25 protein-coding genes are annotated in these 22,423 nt (G+C 60.8%); 12 read left to right on the forward strand and 13 right to left on the reverse strand.

From position 1 onward, the window contains the following. Nucleotides 1-466: 466 nt before the first annotated feature. Both Q8K08_RS09045 and Q8K08_RS09050 read right to left on the reverse strand, forming a co-directional pair. Nucleotides 467-901, reverse strand: coding sequence for a DUF305 domain-containing protein (locus Q8K08_RS09045; protein ID WP_305249843.1), 435 nt, complete (start codon nucleotides 899-901; stop codon nucleotides 467-469). Nucleotides 902-921: 20 nt separating this feature from the next. After that, nucleotides 922-1,110 carry a heavy-metal-associated domain-containing protein gene (locus Q8K08_RS09050; RefSeq protein WP_305249844.1) on the reverse strand — a complete coding sequence of 63 codons (189 nt, stop codon included), beginning with the start codon at nucleotides 1,108-1,110 and terminating at the stop codon, nucleotides 922-924. A 160-nt stretch (nucleotides 1,111-1,270) separates the two neighbouring features. Between Q8K08_RS09050 and Q8K08_RS09055 the strand changes: the two genes are divergently transcribed. From Q8K08_RS09055 to Q8K08_RS09065, 3 genes are all read left to right on the forward strand, one after another. Continuing rightward, nucleotides 1,271-3,757, forward strand: coding sequence for a heavy metal translocating P-type ATPase (locus Q8K08_RS09055; RefSeq protein WP_305249845.1), 2,487 nt, complete (start codon nucleotides 1,271-1,273; stop codon nucleotides 3,755-3,757). After that, nucleotides 3,754-4,191 (forward strand): Cu(I)-responsive transcriptional regulator, encoded by a 438-nt coding sequence (gene cueR, locus Q8K08_RS09060; RefSeq protein ID WP_305249846.1) that lies wholly within the window; start codon nucleotides 3,754-3,756, stop codon nucleotides 4,189-4,191. The genes Q8K08_RS09055 and cueR overlap by 4 nt, the downstream gene beginning before the upstream one ends. A gap of 82 nt (nucleotides 4,192-4,273) precedes the next feature. Beyond that, nucleotides 4,274-4,747 (forward strand): DUF411 domain-containing protein, encoded by a 474-nt coding sequence (locus Q8K08_RS09065; protein WP_305249847.1) that lies wholly within the window; start codon nucleotides 4,274-4,276, stop codon nucleotides 4,745-4,747. 112 nt (nucleotides 4,748-4,859) lie between these two features. Here Q8K08_RS09065 and Q8K08_RS09070 read toward each other — a convergent pair whose 3' ends face one another. The 7 genes from Q8K08_RS09070 to Q8K08_RS09100 all read right to left on the reverse strand — a co-directional run bounded on the left by Q8K08_RS09070 (nucleotide 4,860) and on the right by Q8K08_RS09100 (nucleotide 9,394). Next, entirely contained in the window at nucleotides 4,860-4,982 is a 123-nt protein-coding gene (locus Q8K08_RS09070; RefSeq protein WP_305249848.1) for a hypothetical protein, read from the reverse strand. Between the two features lie 39 nt (nucleotides 4,983-5,021). After that, nucleotides 5,022-5,342 carry a hypothetical protein gene (locus Q8K08_RS09075; protein WP_305249849.1) on the reverse strand — a complete coding sequence of 107 codons (321 nt, stop codon included), beginning with the start codon at nucleotides 5,340-5,342 and terminating at the stop codon, nucleotides 5,022-5,024. A gap of 229 nt (nucleotides 5,343-5,571) precedes the next feature. Beyond that, nucleotides 5,572-6,381, reverse strand: a complete 810-nt coding sequence (locus tag Q8K08_RS09080) for a nucleoside phosphorylase (RefSeq protein ID WP_305249850.1) — start codon at nucleotides 6,379-6,381, stop codon at nucleotides 5,572-5,574. After that, nucleotides 6,368-6,832 (reverse strand): MerC domain-containing protein, encoded by a 465-nt coding sequence (locus tag Q8K08_RS09085; RefSeq protein WP_305249851.1) that lies wholly within the window; start codon nucleotides 6,830-6,832, stop codon nucleotides 6,368-6,370. The genes Q8K08_RS09080 and Q8K08_RS09085 overlap by 14 nt, the downstream gene beginning before the upstream one ends. Before the next feature lie 146 nt (nucleotides 6,833-6,978). Further along, nucleotides 6,979-7,332: a DsrE/DsrF/TusD sulfur relay family protein gene (locus Q8K08_RS09090; RefSeq protein ID WP_305249853.1), complete on the reverse strand. Its 354-nt coding sequence runs from the start codon at nucleotides 7,330-7,332 to the stop codon at nucleotides 6,979-6,981. Further along, nucleotides 7,329-8,657, reverse strand: a complete 1,329-nt coding sequence (locus tag Q8K08_RS09095; protein ID WP_305249854.1) for an MFS transporter — start codon at nucleotides 8,655-8,657, stop codon at nucleotides 7,329-7,331. The genes Q8K08_RS09090 and Q8K08_RS09095 overlap by 4 nt, the downstream gene beginning before the upstream one ends. Further along, on the reverse strand, nucleotides 8,654-9,394 hold the full coding sequence (locus tag Q8K08_RS09100; RefSeq protein WP_305249855.1) for an MBL fold metallo-hydrolase: 741 nt from the start codon (nucleotides 9,392-9,394) through the stop codon (nucleotides 8,654-8,656). Before Q8K08_RS09100 ends, Q8K08_RS09095 begins: the two co-directional genes overlap by 4 nt. Nucleotides 9,395-9,503: 109 nt before the next feature. On the opposite strand from Q8K08_RS09100, the gene Q8K08_RS09105 reads away from it, so the two are divergent. Further along, complete coding sequence (locus tag Q8K08_RS09105; RefSeq protein ID WP_305249856.1) at nucleotides 9,504-10,160, forward strand: metalloregulator ArsR/SmtB family transcription factor; 657 nt, start codon at nucleotides 9,504-9,506, stop codon at nucleotides 10,158-10,160. 335 nt (nucleotides 10,161-10,495) lie between these two features. Here Q8K08_RS09105 and Q8K08_RS09110 read toward each other — a convergent pair whose 3' ends face one another. Further along, nucleotides 10,496-11,524: a LacI family DNA-binding transcriptional regulator gene (locus tag Q8K08_RS09110; protein WP_305249857.1), complete on the reverse strand. Its 1,029-nt coding sequence runs from the start codon at nucleotides 11,522-11,524 to the stop codon at nucleotides 10,496-10,498. 324 nt (nucleotides 11,525-11,848) lie between these two features. On the opposite strand from Q8K08_RS09110, the gene Q8K08_RS09115 reads away from it, so the two are divergent. From Q8K08_RS09115 to iolG, 7 genes are all read left to right on the forward strand, one after another. Continuing rightward, a complete protein-coding gene (locus tag Q8K08_RS09115) occupies nucleotides 11,849-12,808 on the forward strand; it encodes a substrate-binding domain-containing protein (RefSeq protein ID WP_305249858.1) in 960 nt (319 codons plus the stop codon). 55 nt (nucleotides 12,809-12,863) lie between these two features. Continuing rightward, nucleotides 12,864-13,955, forward strand: coding sequence for an ABC transporter permease (locus tag Q8K08_RS09120; RefSeq protein WP_305249860.1), 1,092 nt, complete (start codon nucleotides 12,864-12,866; stop codon nucleotides 13,953-13,955). 10 nt (nucleotides 13,956-13,965) lie between these two features. Further along, nucleotides 13,966-14,790 carry an ATP-binding cassette domain-containing protein gene (locus tag Q8K08_RS09125; protein WP_305249861.1) on the forward strand — a complete coding sequence of 275 codons (825 nt, stop codon included), beginning with the start codon at nucleotides 13,966-13,968 and terminating at the stop codon, nucleotides 14,788-14,790. A gap of 69 nt (nucleotides 14,791-14,859) precedes the next feature. After that, nucleotides 14,860-15,882: a Gfo/Idh/MocA family oxidoreductase gene (locus tag Q8K08_RS09130; RefSeq protein ID WP_305249862.1), complete on the forward strand. Its 1,023-nt coding sequence runs from the start codon at nucleotides 14,860-14,862 to the stop codon at nucleotides 15,880-15,882. Beyond that, on the forward strand, nucleotides 15,879-16,838 hold the full coding sequence (locus tag Q8K08_RS09135; protein WP_305249863.1) for a sugar phosphate isomerase/epimerase: 960 nt from the start codon (nucleotides 15,879-15,881) through the stop codon (nucleotides 16,836-16,838). The genes Q8K08_RS09130 and Q8K08_RS09135 overlap by 4 nt, the downstream gene beginning before the upstream one ends. A gap of 1 nt (nucleotide 16,839) precedes the next feature. Continuing rightward, complete coding sequence (locus Q8K08_RS09140) at nucleotides 16,840-17,613, forward strand: TIM barrel protein (RefSeq protein ID WP_305249865.1); 774 nt, start codon at nucleotides 16,840-16,842, stop codon at nucleotides 17,611-17,613. Nucleotides 17,614-17,629: 16 nt separating this feature from the next. Then, entirely contained in the window at nucleotides 17,630-18,631 is a 1,002-nt protein-coding gene (iolG, locus tag Q8K08_RS09145) for an inositol 2-dehydrogenase (protein WP_305249866.1), read from the forward strand. A gap of 90 nt (nucleotides 18,632-18,721) precedes the next feature. Here iolG and Q8K08_RS09150 read toward each other — a convergent pair whose 3' ends face one another. From Q8K08_RS09150 to Q8K08_RS09160, 3 genes are all read right to left on the reverse strand, one after another. Beyond that, a complete protein-coding gene (locus Q8K08_RS09150) occupies nucleotides 18,722-19,330 on the reverse strand; it encodes a 3-methyl-2-oxobutanoate hydroxymethyltransferase (protein ID WP_305249867.1) in 609 nt (202 codons plus the stop codon). A gap of 220 nt (nucleotides 19,331-19,550) precedes the next feature. Continuing rightward, entirely contained in the window at nucleotides 19,551-19,859 is a 309-nt protein-coding gene (locus Q8K08_RS09155; protein WP_305249868.1) for a MocE family 2Fe-2S type ferredoxin, read from the reverse strand. An 85-nt stretch (nucleotides 19,860-19,944) separates the two neighbouring features. Continuing rightward, nucleotides 19,945-20,964, reverse strand: a complete 1,020-nt coding sequence (locus tag Q8K08_RS09160) for a sterol desaturase family protein (RefSeq protein WP_305249869.1) — start codon at nucleotides 20,962-20,964, stop codon at nucleotides 19,945-19,947. A gap of 174 nt (nucleotides 20,965-21,138) precedes the next feature. Here Q8K08_RS09160 and Q8K08_RS09165 point away from each other — a divergent pair, with 174 nt between their 5' ends. After that, nucleotides 21,139-22,161 (forward strand): LacI family DNA-binding transcriptional regulator, encoded by a 1,023-nt coding sequence (locus Q8K08_RS09165; RefSeq protein ID WP_305249870.1) that lies wholly within the window; start codon nucleotides 21,139-21,141, stop codon nucleotides 22,159-22,161. The last annotated feature ends 262 nt before the right edge of the window (nucleotides 22,162-22,423 follow it).

Consider the following 22,423-nt stretch of genomic DNA (forward strand, 5'->3'; position numbering starts at 1 on the left):
TTTCCTGCGTTATGACCTGCCACCGCTGCCCTATGGACAGCGCTATGCGATCGTTGACGACCGGATCGTGGTGATCGAAGCTGAAAGCTACAAGATCCTGCAGTTGATCCAGATTTTCACTTCCCTCGACAACTGAGGCGTGCTGGAACTTTCGTCAATCGAAGGGCATCCCTTGGGTCCGTTCGGTCTTCGCCCGATCGGACGACGTCTGTGTTTCCGTCTTTTTCGGAAGCCTGATTGGAGCTTTAGCGTCTGGCCAGAGCCGGAAGTTGTTCAGGCGTCACTTAACAGCATCACGCGCTGCGTTCGATCAGGCGATACATGCAGAGACGGTTGAAGGAACTGCACGTCACCTTTTCAGACGATCAGTGATAACCGCGATGGCGAGGTGCACTCGCCTCAATAAAAGGCGAGCATCCGAGCAGAGGCAGGGGACCATCGAAGTGAGCCCCCTGCGCTCGATCCCTCACTGGCCGCGTTCAGCCAGCCAGGCTTTCATCTGTGCAATCTCGCGCTCCTGAGCCACGATGACCTCTTCGGCCAAAGCGCGCACTTCGGGATCGGTGCCATGTTCCAGAGCGATCCGCGCCATCGCAACGGCAGCTTCGTGGTGCGGGATCATCCCCACCATGAAATCCACATCCGGATCGCCGGTATAGGGCACCATCATGTCGGCCATCATCTTATCCATGGCGTCGGCATAGGCGTTCGTGGCCGGGTCATTTGCAAACTCGGGCGGGATAAGCGCGGAATGGTCCATCATGGCCATGCCGTCCATCGAACCGGCGGCCATGTTGCCGTGGTCCATGTTTGAATGATCCATGCCCTCCATCTGGGCAAAGGCAATGCCGCCTGCGACAACGAGGGTGGCAGCGGTCAGGGCAAGTACTGTCTTCTTCATTTTCTTCTCCTTTGGGTCGGTCACGCGGGCGCAAAGCCCGCTTCGGTCAGGGCGGCAACGATCCGGTCCCGCGGCGCCGTGGTGGTCACATCCACACGGCGGTTGGGCGGATCGGCCTGCACGGTTGCGGCGGCGTCGACGCCCTGGATCGCCTTGGTCACACCCCGGGCACAGCCGCCGCAGGTCATCGTTTCGATATGGAACTGCATTGCATCCTCAATCGGTTGAACTTCGATGCACAGGACATGGGGCTTCCAAGCGTTGGAAGGTCAAGTGCACGTTTTTGTGTAATTTGCTGCTTGACCTTCCAATGATGGGAAGGCCTATCTGTGAGTGCGACCCGACCCATATCTGATCAGGACAGTCGCCATGAACGCTCCGTTTACCCCAAAGTCCCCCGTCACCCTGAGCCTGCCAGTTGAGGGTATGACCTGCGCCTCCTGCGTGGTGCGGGTGGAACGTGCGCTGGCGGCGGTGCCGGGCGTCACGTCTGCGACGGTCAATCTGGCCACCGAACGGGCCGAGGTGTCGTCAGCAGCACCGATTGACCGAGCGGCACTGATCGCCGCAGTGGACAGAGTGGGCTATACCGTGCCTTCGCAGACGGTGGACATCGCCATCGAGGGCATGACCTGCGCCTCTTGCGTGGCGCGGGTGGAACGGGCCCTGACCGCCGTGCCGGGCGTTGCTTCGGCCAGCGTCAATCTGGCCACCGAACGGGCCACCGTGACCGGGACGGCAGATGCCACCCTGTTGCAACAGGCGATCGAGGGCGTCGGTTATGGTGCGCGGCTGGTTCAAGCCTCGGCCACGAGCGATGCAGAAGGGGTGGCGCGCAAAGAGGCTGAAGAAGCATTGCTCCGTCGCGACCTGATGATCGCTGCAGCGCTGACCCTGCCGGTGTTCGCGCTGGAGATGGGCTCGCATCTCTTCGCGCCACTGCACCATCTGATCATGACTACCATCGGTATGCAGACAAGCTGGGTGCTGCAGTTCGTGCTGACCTCGCTGGTCCTTCTTGGACCAGGGCGGCGGTTTTACCTCAAGGGCTATCCCGCGCTGTGGCGGCTGACGCCCGACATGAACAGTCTTGTCGCGGTGGGCACGACGGCGGCCTTTGCCTATTCGGTGGTGGCGACGTTCCTGCCAGGCCTGCTGCCGTCCGGAACCGTGAACGTTTATTTCGAGGCGGCGGCGGTGATCGTCACGCTGATCCTGCTGGGCCGGTTTCTGGAGGCGCGGGCCAAGGGCCGCACCTCACAAGCGATCAGCCGCTTGGTCGGCTTGCAGCCGCGCATGGCCCGTGTCCATCGCGGTGCTATGGTGGTCGAGGTGCCGATTGCCGAGGTGCGGACGGGCGATCTCCTTGACCTACGTCCCGGCGAGCGGGTGCCGGTCGATGGCGAAGTGACAGCGGGCGACAGCTGGATCGACGAGTCCATGATCACCGGCGAACCCGCCCCCGTTGCCAAGGGCGCCGGGACTGCTGTCACCGGGGGCACGGTCAACCAGACCGGCGCGCTGACCTTCCGCGCGACGGCGGTGGGCGAGGCGACGATGCTGGCGCAGATCATCCGCATGGTCGAGGCGGCGCAGGGCGGCAAGCTGCCAATCCAGGGCCTCGTGGACCGGATCACCCTGTGGTTCGTGCCGGTGGTGATGGGGCTGGCCGCGCTGATCTTTGCGGTCTGGCTGATCCTTGGCCCTGACCCGGCGCTGACCTTCGGTCTGGTAAACGCTGTGGCGGTCCTCATCATTGCTTGCCCCTGTGCGATGGGGCTGGCAACGCCCACCTCCATTATGGTGGGCACCGGGCGTGGGGCCGAACTTGGGGTGCTGTTCCGCAAGGGCGAGGCGTTGCAGGCGCTGCAATCCGTCCGTGTCGTGGCGCTGGACAAGACCGGAACGCTGACGGCGGGCAAGCCTGCGCTGACCGACCTGATCCTTGCCCCCGGGTTTGACCGGGCAAAAGTGCTGGCGTTGGTGGCATCAGTCGAGGCCAGATCGGAACACCCCATCGCCCGCGCCATCGTGTCAGCAGCCGAGGCCGAGGGGTTGCAGCTTCCCGCCGTGACTGGCTTTGCGTCGGAAACCGGGTTTGGCGTCAAGGCCATGGCCGGCGACGTTCAAGTGCAGATCGGCGCAGACCGCTATATGGCCCAACTGGGTCTGGACGTTGCCGGTTTTGCGCAGGACGCCGCCCGCTTGGGGGCCGAAGGCAAATCCCCGCTTTACGCGGCCATCGGGGGGCGGTTGGCCGCGATGATGGCCGTGGCCGATCCTATCAAGCCCACGACCCCGGCGGCGATCACGGCGTTGCATGATCTTGGCCTGAAGGTCGCGATGATCACTGGCGACAACGCCCGCACCGCACAGGCCATCGCCCGCCAACTGGGCATTGATGCCGTGGTGGCCGAGGTCCTGCCGGGCGGCAAGGTCGAAGCGATCAAGCGCCTGCGCGCAGACCATGGACCGCTGGCCTTTGTCGGGGACGGCATCAACGACGCCCCGGCCCTGGCCGAGGCGGATGTGGGCCTTGCCATCGGCACTGGCACCGACATTGCCATCGAGGCGGCGGATGTGGTGCTGATGTCGGGCCGATTGACCGGCGTGCCTGATGCCATCGCGCTCAGCCGGGCCACGATGGGCAATATCCGGCAGAACCTGTTCTGGGCGTTTGTCTACAATGCGGCCCTGATCCCGGTGGCGGCGGGGGTGCTCTATCCAGCCTTCGGCATTCTGCTGTCGCCCGTGTTTGCGGCGGGGGCCATGGCGCTGTCCAGCGTGTTCGTGCTGGGCAATGCCCTGCGCCTGCGCCGCTTCCAGCCAACGCAAACCAAAGGAGAACTGGCATGAACATCGGAGAAGCCGCAAAAAACTCAGGCGTATCGGCCAAGATGATCCGCTACTATGAGCAGACGGGCTTGATCCCCTCTGCCGGGCGCTCCGCATCGGGCTATCGCACCTACACCGGCACTGATGTCCAGATGCTGCGCTTCATCCGTCGCGCCCGAGATCTCGGGTTTCAGGTTGAGGCGATCGGCGAACTGCTTGCCCTTTGGCGGGACCGCAGCCGTCAGAGTGCGGATGTGAAGCGGCTGGCACAGGCGCAGATCGCCGGTCTGCGCCGCAAGATCATCGAGATGGAAAGCATGGTCGCCACGCTTGATCATCTGGCGCAAGGCTGTTCGGGCGATCATCGGCCCGATTGCCCGATCCTTGCTGATCTGGAGGGGGAGGCATCGCTCGTTGCTCCCGCCTGCCACAGCGGGCCGGGCTTCAATCGGTAACCGCGACGTCCCGACCACTTGCGTTTCAGTGATAGCGAGCCAAACGTTCGCTCAACCTCAATAAATCTGCTGGAGAAACCCAATGACCCTACATCGTCGCCATTTCCTGTCCGGTTCCACCAGTTTGATCAGCCTCGCTATTCTGCCTGGCCAGACATTCGCTCAAGACTTGGAGACTATAGAAGTCTTCAAGACAGCCACCTGTGGATGCTGTCAGGACTGGATCGCGCATCTGCAGAACTCAGGCTTTACCGTCGCGGCACAGGATCTCGAGTATGACGCGCTCGCCGACCTGAAGCAGACGTCGGGGGTGCCAAACGCCCTTGTGTCCTGCCACACCGGCCGGATTGCCGGCTATGTAATCGAGGGCCATGTGCCCGCCGCCGATATCCGCCGACTGCTGGCCGAAAGGCCCGATGCCATCGGTCTGTCGGTCCCAGGCATGCCCTTCGGCTCACCCGGAATGGGACCTGAAGACCAGCGCGAAGCCTATGACGTGATCCTGATCGGGCGCGATGGGGCGACCACGGTGTTCGCGTCCTATCCGGCTGCCTGAAGACGGTCAGGCCCGAAGCAGACAATAGGCCAGGTAAAACTTCTCAACGGCCTTTCCTGAATGAAAACGCCAGCCCGAAGGCTGGCGTTCCCCTTGTTGGGTCAAGTGCAGATCAGAAGCAGCACTCGAACATCGCAGCGCAACAAGCCATTAGATCACCGCAGCAATCCGAGGCCGCAAAGGCGGCGCCGCCAAAGGCAAACAATACTGCCGCAGCAGCAAGTGTGGTTTTCATCATAGGTCTCCTTGATGAGGTTGAATTAGAGGTGTCGTCTCAACCAAGGGAACGGGGGGGTGGCACATCAGGCTCTGTCAGGATGCCGGCGAACCTCGGAACCTTCGGGACGGGCAGAACAGATATCTCGCCTACAAAGGCGGGTGCGGTCTGAACGCCGTACTGGAATGGCACGCCACAGGCCAGAACGCAGACGCCATCATTGGTTTCCATGTCCATGCCTGCCATGGCGCAGTCGGTCTGACCCGTCGGGCAATATTCGGAGCTCACCATCACGAGTCCAAGGCCAACCATGATGGCGCAGACCCGCAGAGCCCGGAAGAAGGAGTTCAGAAGATGCGCAGTCAGGCCACTGTCCATCGCCGAACGGTCAACTACCGGGTTTTTTGATGCAAGTCACAAATCTGACAGCGCGCAGACCCTCGATCCCCGATTGCAGCGTTTCCACCAACCCTTTTCGCCTTCATGTTGGGGGGCTGTTCCTCGTTTCTCTTCTTTTGCCCCACAGACCGAACTCAGTCTGTAACGACCGCGAAGCTCATGACGTCTTCCTGATCGCCCGCGACGGGACGACCTTGGTGTTCACGTCTTATCCGGCGGCCTGAACGGCGCACAGGCGGCCAGCGACGGTGGCAATCAGCGCAAGGGCCTGCGTCGCACCATCGGCCTCGCCCTTTTCAAAGTCGCCCTCAATCTGGCCCATCTGGTTGGTGACATGGGCAAAGCACACCACATCCCGCCCCCGCGCGGCGGCAAAGGCATAGAGTGCTGCCGCCTCCATCTCGACAGCCAGCAGGCCACGCTGCGTCATTGCGTCAATCGCCGCTGCGGTTTCGCGGAACGGTGCATCGGTGGTCCAGTTCGCGCCCTGCAAAACCGGCTCTCCAAAAGCCCCAAAGACGCCGGACAACGCTTGCAGCAGATACGCGGGGGCTTCGCTGAAATCGGCGGGCGGCATGTAGTGATAACTGGTGCCCTCATCCCGCAAAGCCCGATCAATCAGGATAAAGCAGGGTAGCCGGTCCATCGGTGCCAGTTGCCCCGATGAGGTGATGCTGATCAAAAGCTCACAACCGCTCGCAAACATCTCCTCGGCCACAAGTACGGCAAAGGACGCACCCACGGCACACGCCACAACGCCGATTTCGTGGCCATCGAGCGTGAAGAGCCACAGATCGGTGTGATAGCAGACCCAGCCTTCATGCTTTCGGGCACGATCATTCGCACTAAGGTATCGGACGATGTCGCCGTCCGGATCGAGCAGGCAAGTTTTTGGGACGGCGACCTTGTCTGCACCTTTCTGACGCCGCGCCTCGCGCAGGAGGCTTTCGGGAGTGAAAGCAGAAGGCGCGTCGTAGTGCTTGTCTCGCAGGATGGGTGGGGTTTCATCTGTCGCCATGTACGAGCTCCCGTCGGCTGCGCCCGATGCGCCAGTCCATGACCGTTCCCGCACAAAGGAAGACAAACCCAGCAAATTCGATGAGCTGGTTGTACGAAACCAGCATGCTGAAGCCGATCAGCAGAAAGCCGACCCCGGCGAGTGCGGTCGGGAAAAGGCGGCCATGCCTGTGTCGACGGACGAGAAGCACTGCAAACGTCAACCCGGCAAAGAGAACGATTGCCCCGGCCCAAATCGCCTCGTTCAGTGCGATCGTGACGCCAAGCGCACCCAACAGCCCTATCGCCGCGAGTGTGCCGTAGCAGGCGACGAGCGAAAGGGCTGTGGCCAGAGGGGCGAGCCAATCGCCGGTTTTCTTGTCTGTCACACCTTGCTCCGTTTTGTGGCAAGACCGCGCGCGATTGTCGTGGCGGCAATCATGGCTTTCAGTTTCATCCTGGACCGCCTCCATTAGGATCATTTCGTCAGGTCAGTCTTTGCAGCCAGCCAGTCGTGCCACCTTCAATCCTGTGCGCGACCGGGTGGCCAAGCCTGCAAAGCAGTGCTGCCCCTTCAATCGAGCGGCTGCCAGTTCCGCCAAAGTCAGCATCCCGGCCATCAGAACACCAGAACCTTGTCTGCAACCAGTGTCGCCTCGGCAAGTTCATCCATGGTGGACCGGGTGGCTCCTTGCATCATGTCCGTGATCGTCAACCCCCGTGCATCCATGCAGGTGCCGCACATCAGCACCCGGCCCTTGGCCGACAGAACGCGGCCCAGCATCTTTTCGAGATTGTAGTAGCCTTCAGGCGTCTTCTGCCCCGCCTTGGCGCAAAGCACAGCATCGGCCATCAGGAAGACGGTGATATCACCTTCGGGATCGTGCTTGGCCAGCGCATGGGCCATGCGCAAGCCGTTGAAGCTGCGCTCGGTGCCATAGGGCGGGTCGTTCAGGATGAGGAGGTGTTTCATGTGGTGGCTCCTTGAGGCGCAGGGTTCAGACGGGGATGGGTTTCTTCGCCCCACCACAGCAGCAAGGCACCCGAAGCGAACATCGACAGCGCAACGAACCAGAACGCGGCCTCGGTCGAGCCATAAAAGTGCGCCGTCAGCCCCAGGCCAAGCGCGCCGATGCCATAGCCCAGATCCCGCCAGAACCGGTAAATCCCGATGGCTGATCCGCGCCAGGTGGGCGGCGTAATGTCGGCCACCGCAGCCGACAGGTTGGGATACAAGAGCGCCATGCCAAAGCCGGTGACGGCGGCAGAGACAGACCACCAGACCGCCCCTTGACCCAGCACGATCATCGCCACACCCGCGCCGCAGATCCACATGCCCAGCACGTTCGGCCACAGCCGCCCGACGTGATCCGACAGCCTCCCGGTGAACAGTTGCGAGCCGCCCCAGACCAGACCGTACCAGCCGACGATCCAGCCAATATCGGGCAGGCTGACGCCCCGGGCGATCAGGAATACCGGAAAGATCACCCAGACCAGCGCATCGACGAACTTTTCGACCAGCCCGGCCTGTGACACGGCTGCAAGCCGTCTGTCGCGCCATGACATCAGCGCGAACACCTCCCATGTCGTGGGATAGTCCGGCACGCCTAGCGGGTAACGCGGACGAAAGGCGCCCGTGACACCACCGGCTTTGTGCCGCGCAGCTTCGGATTTTGCCCAAGGCAAGGTATCCTTGACCCAGACCAGCGTCAGCACCAATGCAAGTGCAATCACCACACCGCCAAAGACCAGAAGCCCCAGCCGTGCGCCCCAGACAATGGCGGCATAAGCTGTGATGATCCCCGCCAGCGCTACGCCGACATAGCCTGCAAACTCGTTCAGCCCCAAGGTCAACCCGCGCTGATCGGCCCGCGTCACGTCCAGCTTGGATGTCTGAGTCATCGACCAGCACAGCCCCTGATTGACGCCAAGGAGCACGGTGGCCGCGACGATCCAACCCCAGCTTGGGGCGAGGTAGATCATCACCGGAATGGGAATCGCGGCGATCCAGCCCAAGAGCAGCACCCGCTTGCGCCCGATGCGTTCAGACAGCCGGCCAGCGACGAAGTTCAGCACGCCCTTGACCACGCCGAAGGCCACCACGAAGGCGGTCAGCAGCAGGAATGACCCCTTGGCCACGCCAAATTCGGTTTCGGCCAAGGCGGGAACCACGGTGCGCATCATGCCAAGCGCAAAGCCCACCAGCAGAACCTGAATCAGTTGATGCACGAACTGCGTCAGGTTTTCCTGAATACCCAGCGACAGCACTGCGTCGGAATCCGGGACCGCGACCGTCATTCTGCCGCTGCCAATTGACCCGCATTCACGGCACGGATCTGCGCAGCACCTGGGGGCGGCGGCGGAATGTCTGCGACCATCATCTGCACGAACGCGGCTTCATCCTCGACCCGGAACGCCCGGTTGTGGCGCTTTTCAAAGCCGATGGTCGATGTCGGCTTGCCACTTAAGGAGCGGCCACAGACCGACCCCGAATAGGCCCCCGGCAACACCTCCAGCCAGTCCGGAAGGGCTTTGAGAGCCTGCACGCTTTGGAACAGGTCGCGCGCGCCCGCCTCGGCGCTGGTGGCCAATTCCGTGCGGCCCAGATCGCCCACCATCAACGTGTGCCCGGTCAGAATGAACCAGGGGTCCTCGGACCGGGTCCGGTCGGTCACGAGCAACGAGATATGCTCCGGCGTATGGCCCGGCGTGTGCATGACCCGGATGGCCACGTTGCCGAGTTCCAGCACATCTCCGTGCTGAACGCCCTTGAAGGCATAGCTGGCGGCGGCACCCGCGTGCAGCACATATTGCGCACCCGCCGCATCGGCCAACGCGCGCCCGGTTGAGAGGTGATCGGCGTGCAGATGCGTGTCGATCACATAGAGGATCCGCATCCCGGTTGCCTCGGCAGCCGCCAGATACGGGGCAATGTCGCCCACCGGATCAACCACGGCACCGGCGGATTTGCCGCCGCACCCCAAAAGATAAGACGCCGCGACGGGATCGGTGTGCAGGAACTGACGCAGGATCATGATGGTCTCCCGGATGCAGACGGCCGGGATGAACTTGCATTGCGGACCGTCGCGTTTTACAATCAAGTAATCTATTGATGGAAGTATCGTGGAGAAGACGTGCATGTCAATGGGCCCGAAGCAGGCCATCCTTGCCGAGTTCGCCGGAGTAGCGCGCGCCCTGGGGCACGCGCATCGGCTGGAACTGCTGGAGCATCTCGGTCAGGGTGAACGCGGGGTCGATGCCCTGGCGGCCCGTGTCGGGCTGTCGCTCGCCAATGCGTCCCAGCATCTGCAACAGCTCCGCCGCGCCGGGCTTGTTGCAAACCGGCGCGATGGCAAGTTCATCTACTATCGGCTGGCCGATGACGGGGTGACAGACCTTCTGACCGCGCTGCGCCGTCAGTCCGAACGCAACCTGGCCGAGGTTGACCGTATCCGTCGCGGCTACTTTGCCGAGCGCGATAGCTTCGAGCCGGTGTCGCGCGAAGACCTTCTCGAACGAGTCGCAAGCGGTCTTGTGACCGTGCTGGATGTCAGGCCGTCGGACGAGTTTGGACAGGGGCACCTGCCCGGAGCCATCAACATCCCGTTGGTTGAATTGCAAAACAGGCTGGCCGAACTTGATCCCGACCGCGAGGTGATCGCCTATTGTCGCGGGGCCTATTGCGTTTTCGCCTTCGAGGCCGTGGCTGCCCTGCGCGCGCAAGGGCGCAAAGCGCGGCGTCTGGTCGACGGGTTTCCGGAATGGAAGGCGGCTGGTCTTCCGCTCGCAACCTCAATCTGAGGCAGGTATAGGCGCGGCTCGCTGACTGAAGCCAGCGCGATGCGCAAAGCCAAGAACGGCGTGTTTATCCAAAAAGGATCACTGCATGCCGGTGTCGCTTTTTAAGATAGCGGCGCTGATCTATGATCTTTGGATAATTTTTGCCCGTTATGATCTAATCGTGATATTTCTATATAACGATCCATTGATCATATTCTGACAAAAATTATCACCAGATGGACCAGATCGCTCGCACCACAAACTACCTCGGCCATGTACTGCGGCGAGGCAAGGAAGATTCCAAACCTGACGTAGGCCGATCTTGCTGAACGCGGGGGCGTCTAGCAGCGCAGAGGTCATACGCTTTCTGGCGTGTAAATGTCGAAATCTAGCGTCACACGATGCGCTCCGCCTTCGCTTCCGGATAATTTCGCCTTCAGGAGCGTTGCGATCGTCTCGCGTCCAAAGCGCTCGATAGGATGCGAGATAAGAAGCGAGATTGTTCCGTCAATCAGAGCGGACCGCGTCGCGTCAAACAGCTCATAGCCGACGGTTACAAAGTCGGGTCGTTTCGGCATTGCGCGCAGGGCTGCAATGGCCCCCGTCACCCCGCCACCTGAGATAAAGAGGCCGCAAAGGTCTGGGTGGTCGGTCAGTAGTTTTTCGACATGCTCACGGGCGACCACGGCCGACTCATAGGTTGGCAAGGGTTCAAGCAGCGTGAAATCCGTGTTGTGTTCGCGAAAATAGGACCGGAAGCCACTTTCGTTCATTTCCTGGTTCCTCAGGCGGTGACTTCCGACCAGAATCCCGATTTTACCGGGCACCCGAACCATACGGTTGAAAGCCCAAGCGGCTGTGCGGCCGACCTTCCAGTTATCGAGCCCCACGAAACTGAGGTTTCCCTTCGCGGATAAGGGTCCGATGAGCGAGGTCACAGGCACTCCAAGATCAAGCACTGTATCAATGGCATCCGCAACAAAGTGGTGTTGTGGCGCGACGATTGCCAGTGACTCGCACCGTCGTCCCAACGACAGGATATGTGCCGCCACCTTTTCGGGGGTTAGGTCCTCCAGATGCTCGACAATCAGCTCGATCTTGCCATGCGGATGGTTTTGCGCTGCCTCTGCGATCGCTTCTCCCAGCACACGATAGAAAGTCCGCTCCTTGCTCTGCAATAGCACACCTAGACGATGGCTCTCCTGGGTCATGCGGACAGCATGTTCGATGGTTCCAAGGCCGTAAAAACCGATCTGTTCGGCAGCAGAAAGTACGAGCGAAAGTGTGGGCGGGCGCACAGATTCGGGGTCGTTCAAAGCTCGGTTCACCGTTGAAACCGATACGCCTGCTGCCCTTGCAAGGTCAGGGATGGTCGGCCTTTTCATGTCAAAAAATCCCTTTAGTGCGGCGCTGAGAATTCATTTCGTCTCAGAGAAGCCATCGCATGAGTGGCTTTGAGACGAAATATAGATATGAGAAAGATCACCGTTGATTTCATACATGTCAACCTCGCATGAAGGCGCTGTTGCTAGAGCTCACAAAGAACCGAGCAAGCAACGCTTGGGGGAGGCCCACAGCACCAGCCATCGAGATGATCCACCGCACTGTGCGGGGGCTGTGTCGAACTGTCCTTGTGGGACCGAACCGGCCGAAAGGCCAAGTCTTTGTCGAGCCGCTGCAAGCGGACTAATCAACCGGGAGGAAACGAAATGACGTTCACCAAAACCATCGCTGCGGGGATGACGGCGGCCCTGATGGCATCGGGCGCCTACGCCCAGGACATTGCTGTGATTGTGGGCTCGGCCCAGGACGGCTTCTGGAACATGGTCAAGAAGGGCGTCGACGACGCAACGTTGATGGTTGAAGCCAACGGCGGCACCGTCAACTTCATGCAGACCCAGAACTACGACAACTTCGGCCCCGATCTGGCGGCGTTGATTGAGCAGGCCGTCGCGCAGGGTGCGGAGGGCATCGCAATCCCGAACTGGCTGCCGGAAGCGGAAACCCCGGCGCTGAAGGCTGCCCGCGATGCGGGTGTGGTGATCATGTCATTCAACGCTGGGCAGGAACACATGGGCGAGTATGACGCGCTGAACTACTTCGGTTCGGACGAATACATCGCGGGCGTCGAGGGCGGGAAGTATCTTGCCTCCAAGGGTGCCAAGAAGATTCTCTGCCACATCCAGAACCCGGGCGCCGTGAACCTGGAAACCCGCTGCAAGGGTGTCGAGGATGGCGCAAAGGAAGCTGGTGCCGCAACCTACATCCTGCGCGTTCCGGCAAACCTGGATCAGGACATGGTCGGCACTTCGGAAGCGATCAAGTCCGAGCTGATCGCCGATCCGTCGATCGACGCGGTGATCACGCTGGCGGCCTGGGCGTCGGACGCCGCGGCAAGCGCCATCGAGCAGCAGGGCGCGACCGGCAAGATCCAGCTTGGCACCTTCGACATGTCGGCCGCCGTGCTGGAGCGCATCGCCGCGGGCACTCAGACCTTCGCGATCGACCAGCAGCCCTACCTGCAGGGCTTCCTGTCGACTTCGATGCTGTTTGCCAACCTGAAGTTCGGCACCGCCATTGCGACCAAGCCGGTCCTCACCGGCCCGGCCATCGTGGACGCTTCGAACGTCGCGGCCGCTGTCGAAGGCGTGAAGCTCGGCGCGCGCTGAGTGCAGACATGAACACTGACCCGGCCAGCTCAGGCCGGGTCTACAGCAAGCCAGGTTGGAAACAGCCAAAGGTTGCCAAGGGGGGAGATCGTTAATGACCGAAACGACCACAAACAGCGGTAGCGCCTTGGAGACGAAATTGGAGCCTACAGCTGGCTTCTCGATCAAGGCTTTTTTCCGCAGCCCCGCTGCGGGGGCATTTATGGGCTTTGTCGCCGTCTTCGTGCTGTTTTCGATCTTCGGCTACGACCGCAACTTCCTGTCGGTTCCCGGGATGACCACCTGGATGAATTTCGCCTCGATTATCGGGATGATCGCCATCCCGGTCGGGTTCCTTATGATTGCAGGGGAACTGGACATTTCGACCGGGGCTGTCGTACCGGCTTCCACGATGACGGTCGCCATCGTGTCGCAGCACTACGAGATGCCCGTAATGGTCGGAATTGCAGCGGCACTGGCCGTCGGAGCGCTGATCGGCTTCATCAACGGCTTCATCGTGACACGCACGCGGGTGCCATCCTTCATCGTGACGCTTGCCACGCTTTTCGCCGTGGCCGGGATCACACTTTATCTGTCGATCTTCTTCATCAACAACACCAACTCCTTCTACCATGCCCCCGACTGGGCCAAGTCGCTGTTCGGCGGCAAGGTTTTCGGGTTCAACTCCTCGGTCTTCTGGTGGCTGGGGATGATCGCTGGCTTCATCTTCTTCCTTCACTATTCGCCCAAGGGCAGTTGGGTCTTCGCCCTTGGCGGAGATCAGGAAAGCGCGCGGAACGCCGGTATCCCGGTGCGTAAGATGAAGATCGGTCTGTTTATGCTCTGCTCGACTTCGGCGGCGTTTGCCGGTGTGCTTCAGGTCATCACCTTCAACTCGGCGACCTCTCAAGCCAACTTCGGGCTGATCTTCAACACCATCATCTCGGTCGTGGTGGGAGGCGTCCTTCTGACCGGCGGTTTCGGCACCGTGATGGGCATCGTCTTCGGCGTGCTGACCCTGTCCATCGTGACCCAGGCCATCGGCTTTACCCAGATCGACCGCAACCTTTCGTTCCTGATCATCGGGGTGATGCTGCTGATCGCGGTCCTGCTGAATGACACCTTCCGCCAGCTCGCGACCAGCTGGTCGACGGCAAAGAAGAAGTGAGGAGAACGACATGTCTGACGTGAAACCCGTTCTTGAATTGCGCAATGTCGACAAATCCTTCGGTCCAATCGACGTGCTGCACGACATCAGCCTGAAGGTCGGCGCTGGAGAAGTGTTGTGCTTGCTTGGCGACAACGGCGCTGGAAAATCGACGCTGATCAAGCTGATGTCCGGCGTTTACCAGCCGACTCGGGGCGATATCATGATGGATGGTGAAAAGATCACTTTTATCAGCCCGCGCGATGCGCAAGAGCGTGGCATTGCCACGGTCCATCAGTTCGGCGGTACCTATCCGCTGATGTCGATTGGCCGGAACTTCTTCATGGGGGCCGAGCCGACCAAGGGCGTCTGGCCGCTGAAGGTTTTCGATCGCAAGACAGCCAATCGTATCGCGGTCGAGGAAGTCCAGAAGATGGGCATCACGCGGATCACTGATGGTGACCGACTTGTCGGCGGCCTGTCTGGCGGCGAGCGGCAGTCGCTGGCTATCGCACGCGCCGTTTATTTTGGCGCGCGGGTCCTGATCCTGGATGAACCCACAGCCGCGCTTGGCGTCAAGCAAGCTGCCCACGTTCTGCGGATCGTCAACCAGGCCAAGCGTCGTGGCCTTGCCGTGATCTTCATCACCCACCAGGTGATGCACGCCATGGCCGTCGGAGATCACTTTGCCGTCCTGATCCGAGGCGCCGTTGCCGCAGACTTCCACAAGGGCGAGAAGACACGCGAACAGATTGCCGACCTGATGGCAGGTGGCGAGTCCATGGCCGAACTTGAAGCGAACATCGAGGGTTACATGGAAACCCATGGTGGCCAACCACCTCCGCCCGCTCACTGACGGACCCGGACGTTCTGGAATGAAATAGCTGGTTAGCCCCGCGCTGACCGCAAAGAGGAGTTTTGTCCAATGACGCGAGTTGCGATCATCGGGGCGGGTCTGATGGGAGAGGACCACGCAAGCATCATTGCCCGCGATCTTCCGGGTGCCACGCTGCAAGTTGTCTGCGATATGGACATGGGCCGCGCCAAAGCGGTGGCTTCCGCCTTCGGCGCGAAAGATGCTTCCACCGACCCCGAGGCGGTAATTGCCCGCAGCGATGTGGATGCGGTGATCGTGGCCTCGCCCGATTTCACCCATGCACCGCTCTCTCGGGTCTGCATCACTGCCGGAAAGCCGGTGCTGTGCGAAAAGCCCTTGTCGCAGTCATCGGCAGAATGCTTGGAGGTCATGCAGTCCGAACAGGCGACGGGACGCCAGTTCGTCATGCTAGGCTTCATGCGCCGCTACGACCAATCCTATGTCGAGATGCGGGCCGCGCTGACGGATGGTAGCCTTGGCCGGGCCCTGATGATGCACAACTTCCACCGCAACGTTGAAACGCCAGCCGCTGATTTCACCGGCGCTATGGCCATCACCAATTCTGCGCCACACGAGTTTGACATCGTACGGCATGTGCTGAAGACAGAGTTCACCAGCGTCACCGCACAGCAACCGCGCCGGTCGGACGACCGCGTGGCCCCAGTCGTCATGGTGCTTGAAACCCGCGACGGCCAGCTGGTGACTATCGAGGTCAACAACAACGCAGCCTATGGCTATGACGTGCGCGCCGAACTGGTGGGTGAGGCAGGTTCGGTCGCCATGAACACCGTTGCCTATACCCGGACCGAGCGGAAGCTTGCCTCCTCGACCCGCTATGACGCGGATTGGCGCGGGCGGTATCATGAGGCTTATGTCCGCCAGAACCGGGACTTCCTGCGCTTTGTGGAAACCGGCACTTTCCCTGCCATTGCCTCAAGCAGCTGGGACGGCTACGCCGCCGCTATGGTGGCAGAGGCTGGCGCAAGGGCTCTGGCATCAGGACAGCGGCAGACAATCAACATGATGGAACAACCCGCATTCTATGCGGGCGTGAGGGGAGTTGCGGCATGAAACTCGGGTTTGTTTCGGACAGCCTTGGCGGGCTACCATTTGACGAGGTCCTGACCCACGCCCAGCGGATGGGCGTTAGCGGGATCGAGGTCAACACCTGCGGATGGTCCACCGCGCCGCACTTCGACCTGAAAGGAATGTTAGGGAATGCGTCAGCGCAGAAGCGGTTCCTTTCGGCCTTTGCAGATCGCGGGCTTGAGGTCATCAGCCTGAACGCCAACGGCAATCCCTTGCACCCGAGTGACACTGCACAGGGTGAAGGCCTGCGAAACACGATCCGGGTAGCGGGCGAGATGGGGATCAAGACCGTCTGCACCATGTCCGGTCTGCCTGCCGGACGTGACGGAGACCTGATGCCGAACTGGGTCGTGTCCAGTTGGCCGCCAGAGACGCAAGCCATCCTGCGCTATCAGTGGGAAGAAAAGCTTCTTCCGTTCTGGACCGAAATAGTGGCGCTGGCCAAATCCTGCGGGGTCGAGCGCATCGCGCTGGAGCTGCACGGCAACCAGTGCGTCTACAACGTGCCGTCACTTTTGAAGCTTCGCCAGATGGTTGGCCCCACAGTGGGCGCGAACCTTGACCCGTCGCACCTGTTCTGGATGGGCGCCGATCCTTTGGTCGCCGCAGAAGCCCTGGGCGATGCGATCTATCACGTCCACGCCAAGGACACCTTCCTGAACGCGCCCAAGCAGGCCACCACCAGCCTGTTGGAAAACGGCAGCCTGATGGACATTCCTGCGCGGTCGTGGAGTTACATCACCCTTGGTTTTGGCCACGGCGAGGAATGGTGGCGGCAGTTCTGCTATCGCCTGAAGATGGCAGGCTATGACGGCTGGTTGTCAATCGAGCACGAAGATGTTCTGCTTAACTCTCTGGAAGGGTTGGAGAAATCCGTGGCGCTTCTGAAAGGCGTCATGCCCAGTGCCGCCGCAGATTTCAAGTTGCAGGAGATCTGACATGGCATTCCAGCTTGCAGCATGTGCCGAGATGCTTTGGCGTGACAAGCCGATCCACTGGCGCGCGGCCCGTCTGCATGAGATGGGCTTTGGTGTCGGCCTGTGGAACTGGCCCGAATGGGACGTGGGCGCGCTGGAAAAGACTGGCGCGACCTTCACCATCATGAACGGCTATCTGCAGGGCCGCCTGTCTGATGCTGAAGGGGCCGATATGCTGCTCGCCTCAGCGCGTGAGACGGCGCAGGTGGGCAAGCGGCTGGGCGTGCAGCGGCTGAACCTGCATGGCACGGGCCTTGGCGATCAGGGCCTGCCGATCCTGCAGTTGGCCCATGTTGCGCCGGGCATGTGGCTGCGGGCACGCGACACGCTGCACCGCATCTGCGATCTGGCGGAAGAAGAAGACGTGACCTTCACGCTGGAAAACCTGAACCTTCGCGAACACCCGAGCTGCCCGTTCAACTCGACCTCCGATGTGTTGTCGCTTGTTGCCGCCGTGGACCGCCCGCAACTGCGCATCAACCTTGACCTTTACCACACCCAGATTGGAGAGGGCGATGTGATCCGCCACGCCCAGGCCTGCCTGCCCTGGATCGGCGAGGTCCAGGTCGCCGACAACCCCGGCCGGTTCGAGCCGGGCACGGGTGAGATGAATTGGCCGATGATCGCCCGCGCCCTGCACGACATGGGCTATGCCGGCCCTGTCGGGATGGAAGCCTATGCCAAGGGCACGGCGGAAGACGCACTTGCCGCCTTCCGCGCGGCCTTCACTCTTTGAAGAACAGGAAAGATTCATGCTGAACGTCGGACTTCTTGGCGCAGGCCGCATTGCGGGCGTCCACGCCACCGCCATCTCTACCAACCCAGGCAGTCGCCTTGCCGCCGTTTCGGATTTCATCCCCGAAAACGCGCAGAGGCTGGCCGAGAAATATCAGACCACCGCCCGCACCACGGACGAGATCATCGCCGATCCGTCTATTGATGCCGTTCTGATCGCAACCTCGACTGACACCCATTCAGACCTGATCGAACGCGCCACCGCGGCGGGCAAGGCCGTGCTGTGCGAAAAGCCGGTGGACCTTAGCCTGGCGCGCGCGAAGGCCTGTCAGGTTGCAGTCGCTTCGTCGGGCAAGCCGGTGATGATCGGCTTCAACCGCCGTTTCGATCCGAACTTTGCGGGCCTGAAGGCGGCGGCCGACCGGGGCGAGATCGGCAAGACCGAGATTTTGTCCATCACCTCCTTCGATCCGGCTCCGCCGCCGGTGGCCTACATCAAGATTTCCGGCGGCATCTTCCGGGACATGATGATCCATGATTTCGACATGGCAAACTTTCTGATGAGTTCCGTCCCGGTCACTGTCTCGGCAGCCGCGTCCTCCATCGTGGATCCCGCGATTGGTGCGGCGGGAGATTTTGACACAGCTGTCGTAACGCTGACCTATGCCGACGGTCGGATCGCGGTCATCAAGAACTCGCGTCGGGCCGTCTATGGCTATGATCAGCGGGTTGAAATGCTAGGGTCCGAGGGCCTGTTGCAAGCGCAGAACATGCTTGAATCGACCGTGGTCAAATCCACAACTGCGGGCGTGACCTCCGCCAAGCCGACCTACTTCTTCCTTGAACGCTACATGCCCTCTTACGCTGCGGAATGGGCGGCCTTCGTTCAGGCTGTTACCCTTGGCAAACCGCTGCCCGTGACCCTTGCCGATGGCGTCGCCGCCCTTGCCATGGCCGAGGCGGCAACACTTTCGGCGAAAAGTGGCAAGCCCGTAGCCCTGGCTGGCGTGGCGGGCTGACTCTATTTCCTGCCGGACACCCTCCCTGTCTGGCCTTGCGGCGGCCCATATACACATGGGTCGCCGCACTTTTTTGAGAGTGTTCTGCCGCTAGTCCAGCCTGAGATCGGTCCGGAAGGCGTCGAAATCCTCGTCTTTCATCGTCACATTGTGCTGCGGCTGCGGGTAGCCCCCTGATTGCACATCGGCAATGAACTCGCGGAAGGCGGCAACACGCTCGGTCTGCAATCGGGCATAGTCTGCCGCGAAGTTGCGGTAGGTCTTGGCGTGGCGCGGCTTGTGGCCATCGGTGCAGCCCAGAACGTCCTCAGCGAACAGATACTGCGCATCCGCCCCTGGGCCCGCGCCCATTCCCAGCATAATCATCGGGGTGTTCTTTGAAAGGAACGCGCCCAGCCTGTCCGGCACGACCTCAAGCTCGGCCCCGAAACAGCCTATGGCTTCAAGCTGTTTGACATGATCCCAGACCGCCCGCGCCTCGGTTGCGGTCTTGCCGACAGCGCGCCAGCCGGTCCAGGTGATATAGGACGGGATCAGACCGACATGGGCCACGACGGGCACATGGTTGTCGCAAAGCACCTTCTGGATATCCAAGCTGGCGGCACAATAGAAGCAGTCGCCCCCCATGGCGGTAAAGTGGAATGCGGCGCGCAGATAGTCCTCGGCGGTGGACAGGGGACCCCCTCGAAGGCGCCCCACCCACCGAACGGCAGACCCACCTGCACAAAGCAACGCCCTGCAGCCTTGCGCATGTCAGGGGTGAAGAAGCGGCCCTCGATCGACAGCATATCAATCCCCGCCGCATCTGCAGCCGCCGCCTCATCCAGCGTCGTCACGTAAAGCATGGAGATCTTCTGCCCCCGCGCCTTCATGGCGCGGATATCGTGTACCGTCGGGCGGTTTGCTTTGTGAACCATGACTATATCTCGATCAGCACGCGGCCCGCTTCGACGCGAGCGGGGTAGGTGCGTAGGTTGTTGCAGGCGGGCGGGCTCTCGACTTCGCCTGTAGTGAAGTCGAAGATCGAAGAATGCTTGGGGCATTCGACGGTGTTTTCCATCACCAGCCCGTCGCACAGATGCACATCCTCATGCGTACAAAGGCCGTCGGTGCAGAAATAGCCGTTCTCATGGTTGCGGTAGATCGCATAGGTCCGCCCGCGATGGTCAAAGCGGATCGCGGATTCGGATTCAAGCGCATCGGCGGCACAGGCATCAATCCAGGGCATATCGTTCCTCATTTGCTGAGCCCGGCCTGGCGATCAGGCGGGGGAAATTTTTGGGGCAGGGAGCTTGAGACAAGGAAACATCTTCTTAGCCGGTCGGAGTCGCCCGCGCCTTGGCGTTGGCGCGCTCCTTCTTTTTCCTGAAACGATCCTTCATCCGCTCATCGGAAGCTTTCGTCCCGTCGTGCCAAGTGCCCAACCACTTGTCCAACGGGATGACCCCATCGCCGCCGTAGTTCACCTCGAAATACTTGTGGTGCAGGTAGTGGGTATAAGCATGGCTATCCATCGTCTGCCCCTCTGTGATTTCCAGCTTGTCAAACCCAATATGGCCAACGATCGCGCCATAGGCCGTGCTGGTCAGCTGGAACAGCGCAACAAAGGGATTGGAGGGGATCAGCAGGTGCCATGCCATTTCGGCAAAAAACAGCGCGGCCTCGACCGGGTGCATCGACATTGACGACCACGGAGACGGGTTCATCGAGTTGTGGTGGACAGAATGGACATGGCGGTAAAGCGCGCCCTGATGAATGAGCCAGTGGATGCAGAAGAAGTGTACCTCATGGATCGCAGGAACCAGGAAGATAAGCAGCGCAAGCCAGGCCCAATGTGTATCTGGCGACAACCAGATGCCGTAGCCATTGGCAAAGGCCCAGAGGACGACCGATTCGACCAGAGTCCAGAGTGGGACGGAAATCAGGAACGTTCTCAGGAAGTTGTCAATGTTTTGGCTCTTGAACCAGAAGACGTCGGACGGGCTCTCGGATGGAAACTTGTGGTTGTACTTAAACCGCGTGCCCTGCTTCCGCTTTACATAATAGAAAAGCTCGACCGAGCCATAGAGGACAAAGATCCCCGCAGAGTTGACGGCATGCAGCCACAGGATCCAGCCCCAAGAGAAGGTCCGCATTACATCCCAGTCGGGCAAGACGAGGTACCAATAGGCCAGGGTTACAGCCATGAAAACCGTGTTATGCGGCCAAATGTACCCTAGGAGCCAGCGGCCGATCTTGTTGAACTGCCCGGTCCAGAACGGTGCAACCTCCAGTGGGGTATTGGGCGCCCAATTGCCCCGCTTGTCCCTTGTCCCGTACCTAAGATCGTCCATAGCAAACGCCCCCTTTTGCTAGAACCCTGCCTTCGGGCTGGATTCGTCCTGCGCGTGGAACGCTCATACCGTTGATTAATCGAACAGCACAAAGATTTCGCAGAAAAGACGTTTTTTCATTCATTTCCTTCATTATTTCTGCCAAACAATGAGGGAATCCATCAGGAGCTGGACATGGCGCGCAGACCCACGATCCAGGACCTCGCCGAGAAGGCCGGGGTCAGCGTGTCGACGATCGACCGCATCCTTAACGGGCGCGACAAGGTGCGCTCCAAGACGGCCGAACGGGTGCTCGCCGCAGCCGAAGACCTTGGGTTCTACGCCCTGCCTGCCCTGCGGCAACGATTGAAGCTAGATCGCCCGATAGTAAGGCTTGGCTTTCTGCTGCAGCAGTCGCACCGCACCTTCTACCGCAGCATCGCTGAAGCATTGCACCAGGCTGCTGCGGCAACGCCTGAACCCGTGGAAGTCATTGTCCAGCATATGGACGATCTTTCACCAAGTGCTGTGTTTGACCACATTCTGCGGATGGGGGAGCGGGCAAACGCTGTTGCTGTCGTCTCGGCAGAACATCCCCGGGTCTCGGGTGCCATCGAAGCACTTGCGGGACGGGGTGTCCCAACCTATGGCCTGATTTCTGAGCTTACGGCATCCTGTGGGACCGGGTATGTCGGCCTGGACAACTGGCGGGTGGGCCGCACGGCAGGATGGGCCATCGCTGGAAGATGCAGGCGGCCGGGTCTTGTGGGAATCGTCGTCGGAAATCACCGCTACCGCTGCCAGGAACTGAACGAATCCGGCTTCCGCTCATACTGTCGCGAGCATGCACCTGATCTGACCTTGCTGGAGCCGATCCAGACATTCGAGGACAGGTCGGTGGCGCGCGAGGTTGTAGAACAGTTGTTGCGGAGTGAGCCTGATCTTGTGGCGCTTTACTTCGCTGGCGGTGGCATGCCGGGCGCACTTGAAGCACTCCGTGCCTCGGGGCGCTCAGCGTCGATTGTCACGGTAGGCAACGACTTGACCGAACACACCCGAATGGGCCTGATCGACGGTGTTCTGGGCATGATCTTGGCTCACCCGGTTCAACGATTGGCAGCAGAGGCTATTTCCCAAATGCAGGGCGATTTCACGTCAAACGCTGCACCGGGAAAGCGATTGATGAGCTTCGATATTTTTGGGCCGGAAAACATCTGACCGAATTCTCGCCACACCGATGGGCATGCCAATATCTCTTCGCCGTTCTAGTACTTTGAATAAAGCCCGACAGTAAAACGTTTCGGAAGAGGTCCGGCCCTTGGCCTCTGCAGGCCTGGAACATTCTGGCGTGCACTCCATCAAGATGGTGGCCGGGGTGCTATCGACACGACTCCCTGTTCGCGTCACAGGCCCAACCATGGCGCACGCCATGATCCAGATGTCACTGCCGACAGTCCAGTTATACGCAGGACTGATCAGC

The sequence above is a fragment of the Pseudotabrizicola sp. genome, from assembly GCF_030684215.1.
Lineage (GTDB): Bacteria > Pseudomonadota > Alphaproteobacteria > Rhodobacterales > Rhodobacteraceae > Pseudotabrizicola.

Excerpts from the sequence above, each read along its gene's own strand:
- Q8K08_RS09125 (WP_305249861.1), top strand. The coding sequence starts at position 13,966 with ATGTCTGACGTGAAACCCGTTCTTGAATTGCGCAATGTCGACAAATCC.
- Q8K08_RS09075 (WP_305249849.1), bottom strand. The coding sequence starts at position 5,342 with ATGGACAGTGGCCTGACTGCGCATCTTCTGAACTCCTTCTTCCGGGCT.
- Q8K08_RS09140 (WP_305249865.1), top strand. The coding sequence starts at position 16,840 with ATGGCATTCCAGCTTGCAGCATGTGCCGAGATGCTTTGGCGTGACAAG.
- Q8K08_RS09050 (WP_305249844.1), bottom strand. The coding sequence starts at position 1,110 with ATGCAGTTCCATATCGAAACGATGACCTGCGGCGGCTGTGCCCGGGGT.
- Q8K08_RS09100 (WP_305249855.1), bottom strand. The coding sequence starts at position 9,394 with ATGATCCTGCGTCAGTTCCTGCACACCGATCCCGTCGCGGCGTCTTAT.
- Q8K08_RS09135 (WP_305249863.1), top strand. The coding sequence starts at position 15,879 with ATGAAACTCGGGTTTGTTTCGGACAGCCTTGGCGGGCTACCATTTGAC.
- Q8K08_RS09115 (WP_305249858.1), top strand. The coding sequence starts at position 11,849 with ATGACGTTCACCAAAACCATCGCTGCGGGGATGACGGCGGCCCTGATG.
- Q8K08_RS09155 (WP_305249868.1), bottom strand. The coding sequence starts at position 19,859 with ATGCCCTGGATTGATGCCTGTGCCGCCGATGCGCTTGAATCCGAATCC.
- cueR (WP_305249846.1), top strand. The coding sequence starts at position 3,754 with ATGAACATCGGAGAAGCCGCAAAAAACTCAGGCGTATCGGCCAAGATG.
- Q8K08_RS09070 (WP_305249848.1), bottom strand. The coding sequence starts at position 4,982 with ATGAAAACCACACTTGCTGCTGCGGCAGTATTGTTTGCCTTTGGCGGC.
- Q8K08_RS09090 (WP_305249853.1), bottom strand. The coding sequence starts at position 7,332 with ATGAAACACCTCCTCATCCTGAACGACCCGCCCTATGGCACCGAGCGC.
- Q8K08_RS09055 (WP_305249845.1), top strand. The coding sequence starts at position 1,271 with ATGAACGCTCCGTTTACCCCAAAGTCCCCCGTCACCCTGAGCCTGCCA.
- Q8K08_RS09130 (WP_305249862.1), top strand. The coding sequence starts at position 14,860 with ATGACGCGAGTTGCGATCATCGGGGCGGGTCTGATGGGAGAGGACCAC.
- Q8K08_RS09080 (WP_305249850.1), bottom strand. The coding sequence starts at position 6,381 with ATGGCGACAGATGAAACCCCACCCATCCTGCGAGACAAGCACTACGAC.
- iolG (WP_305249866.1), top strand. The coding sequence starts at position 17,630 with ATGCTGAACGTCGGACTTCTTGGCGCAGGCCGCATTGCGGGCGTCCAC.
- Q8K08_RS09110 (WP_305249857.1), bottom strand. The coding sequence starts at position 11,524 with ATGAAAAGGCCGACCATCCCTGACCTTGCAAGGGCAGCAGGCGTATCG.
- Q8K08_RS09095 (WP_305249854.1), bottom strand. The coding sequence starts at position 8,657 with ATGACGGTCGCGGTCCCGGATTCCGACGCAGTGCTGTCGCTGGGTATT.
- Q8K08_RS09065 (WP_305249847.1), top strand. The coding sequence starts at position 4,274 with ATGACCCTACATCGTCGCCATTTCCTGTCCGGTTCCACCAGTTTGATC.
- Q8K08_RS09045 (WP_305249843.1), bottom strand. The coding sequence starts at position 901 with ATGAAGAAGACAGTACTTGCCCTGACCGCTGCCACCCTCGTTGTCGCA.
- Q8K08_RS09165 (WP_305249870.1), top strand. The coding sequence starts at position 21,139 with ATGGCGCGCAGACCCACGATCCAGGACCTCGCCGAGAAGGCCGGGGTC.
- Q8K08_RS09085 (WP_305249851.1), bottom strand. The coding sequence starts at position 6,832 with ATGGAGGCGGTCCAGGATGAAACTGAAAGCCATGATTGCCGCCACGAC.
- Q8K08_RS09105 (WP_305249856.1), top strand. The coding sequence starts at position 9,504 with ATGGGCCCGAAGCAGGCCATCCTTGCCGAGTTCGCCGGAGTAGCGCGC.
- Q8K08_RS09160 (WP_305249869.1), bottom strand. The coding sequence starts at position 20,964 with ATGGACGATCTTAGGTACGGGACAAGGGACAAGCGGGGCAATTGGGCG.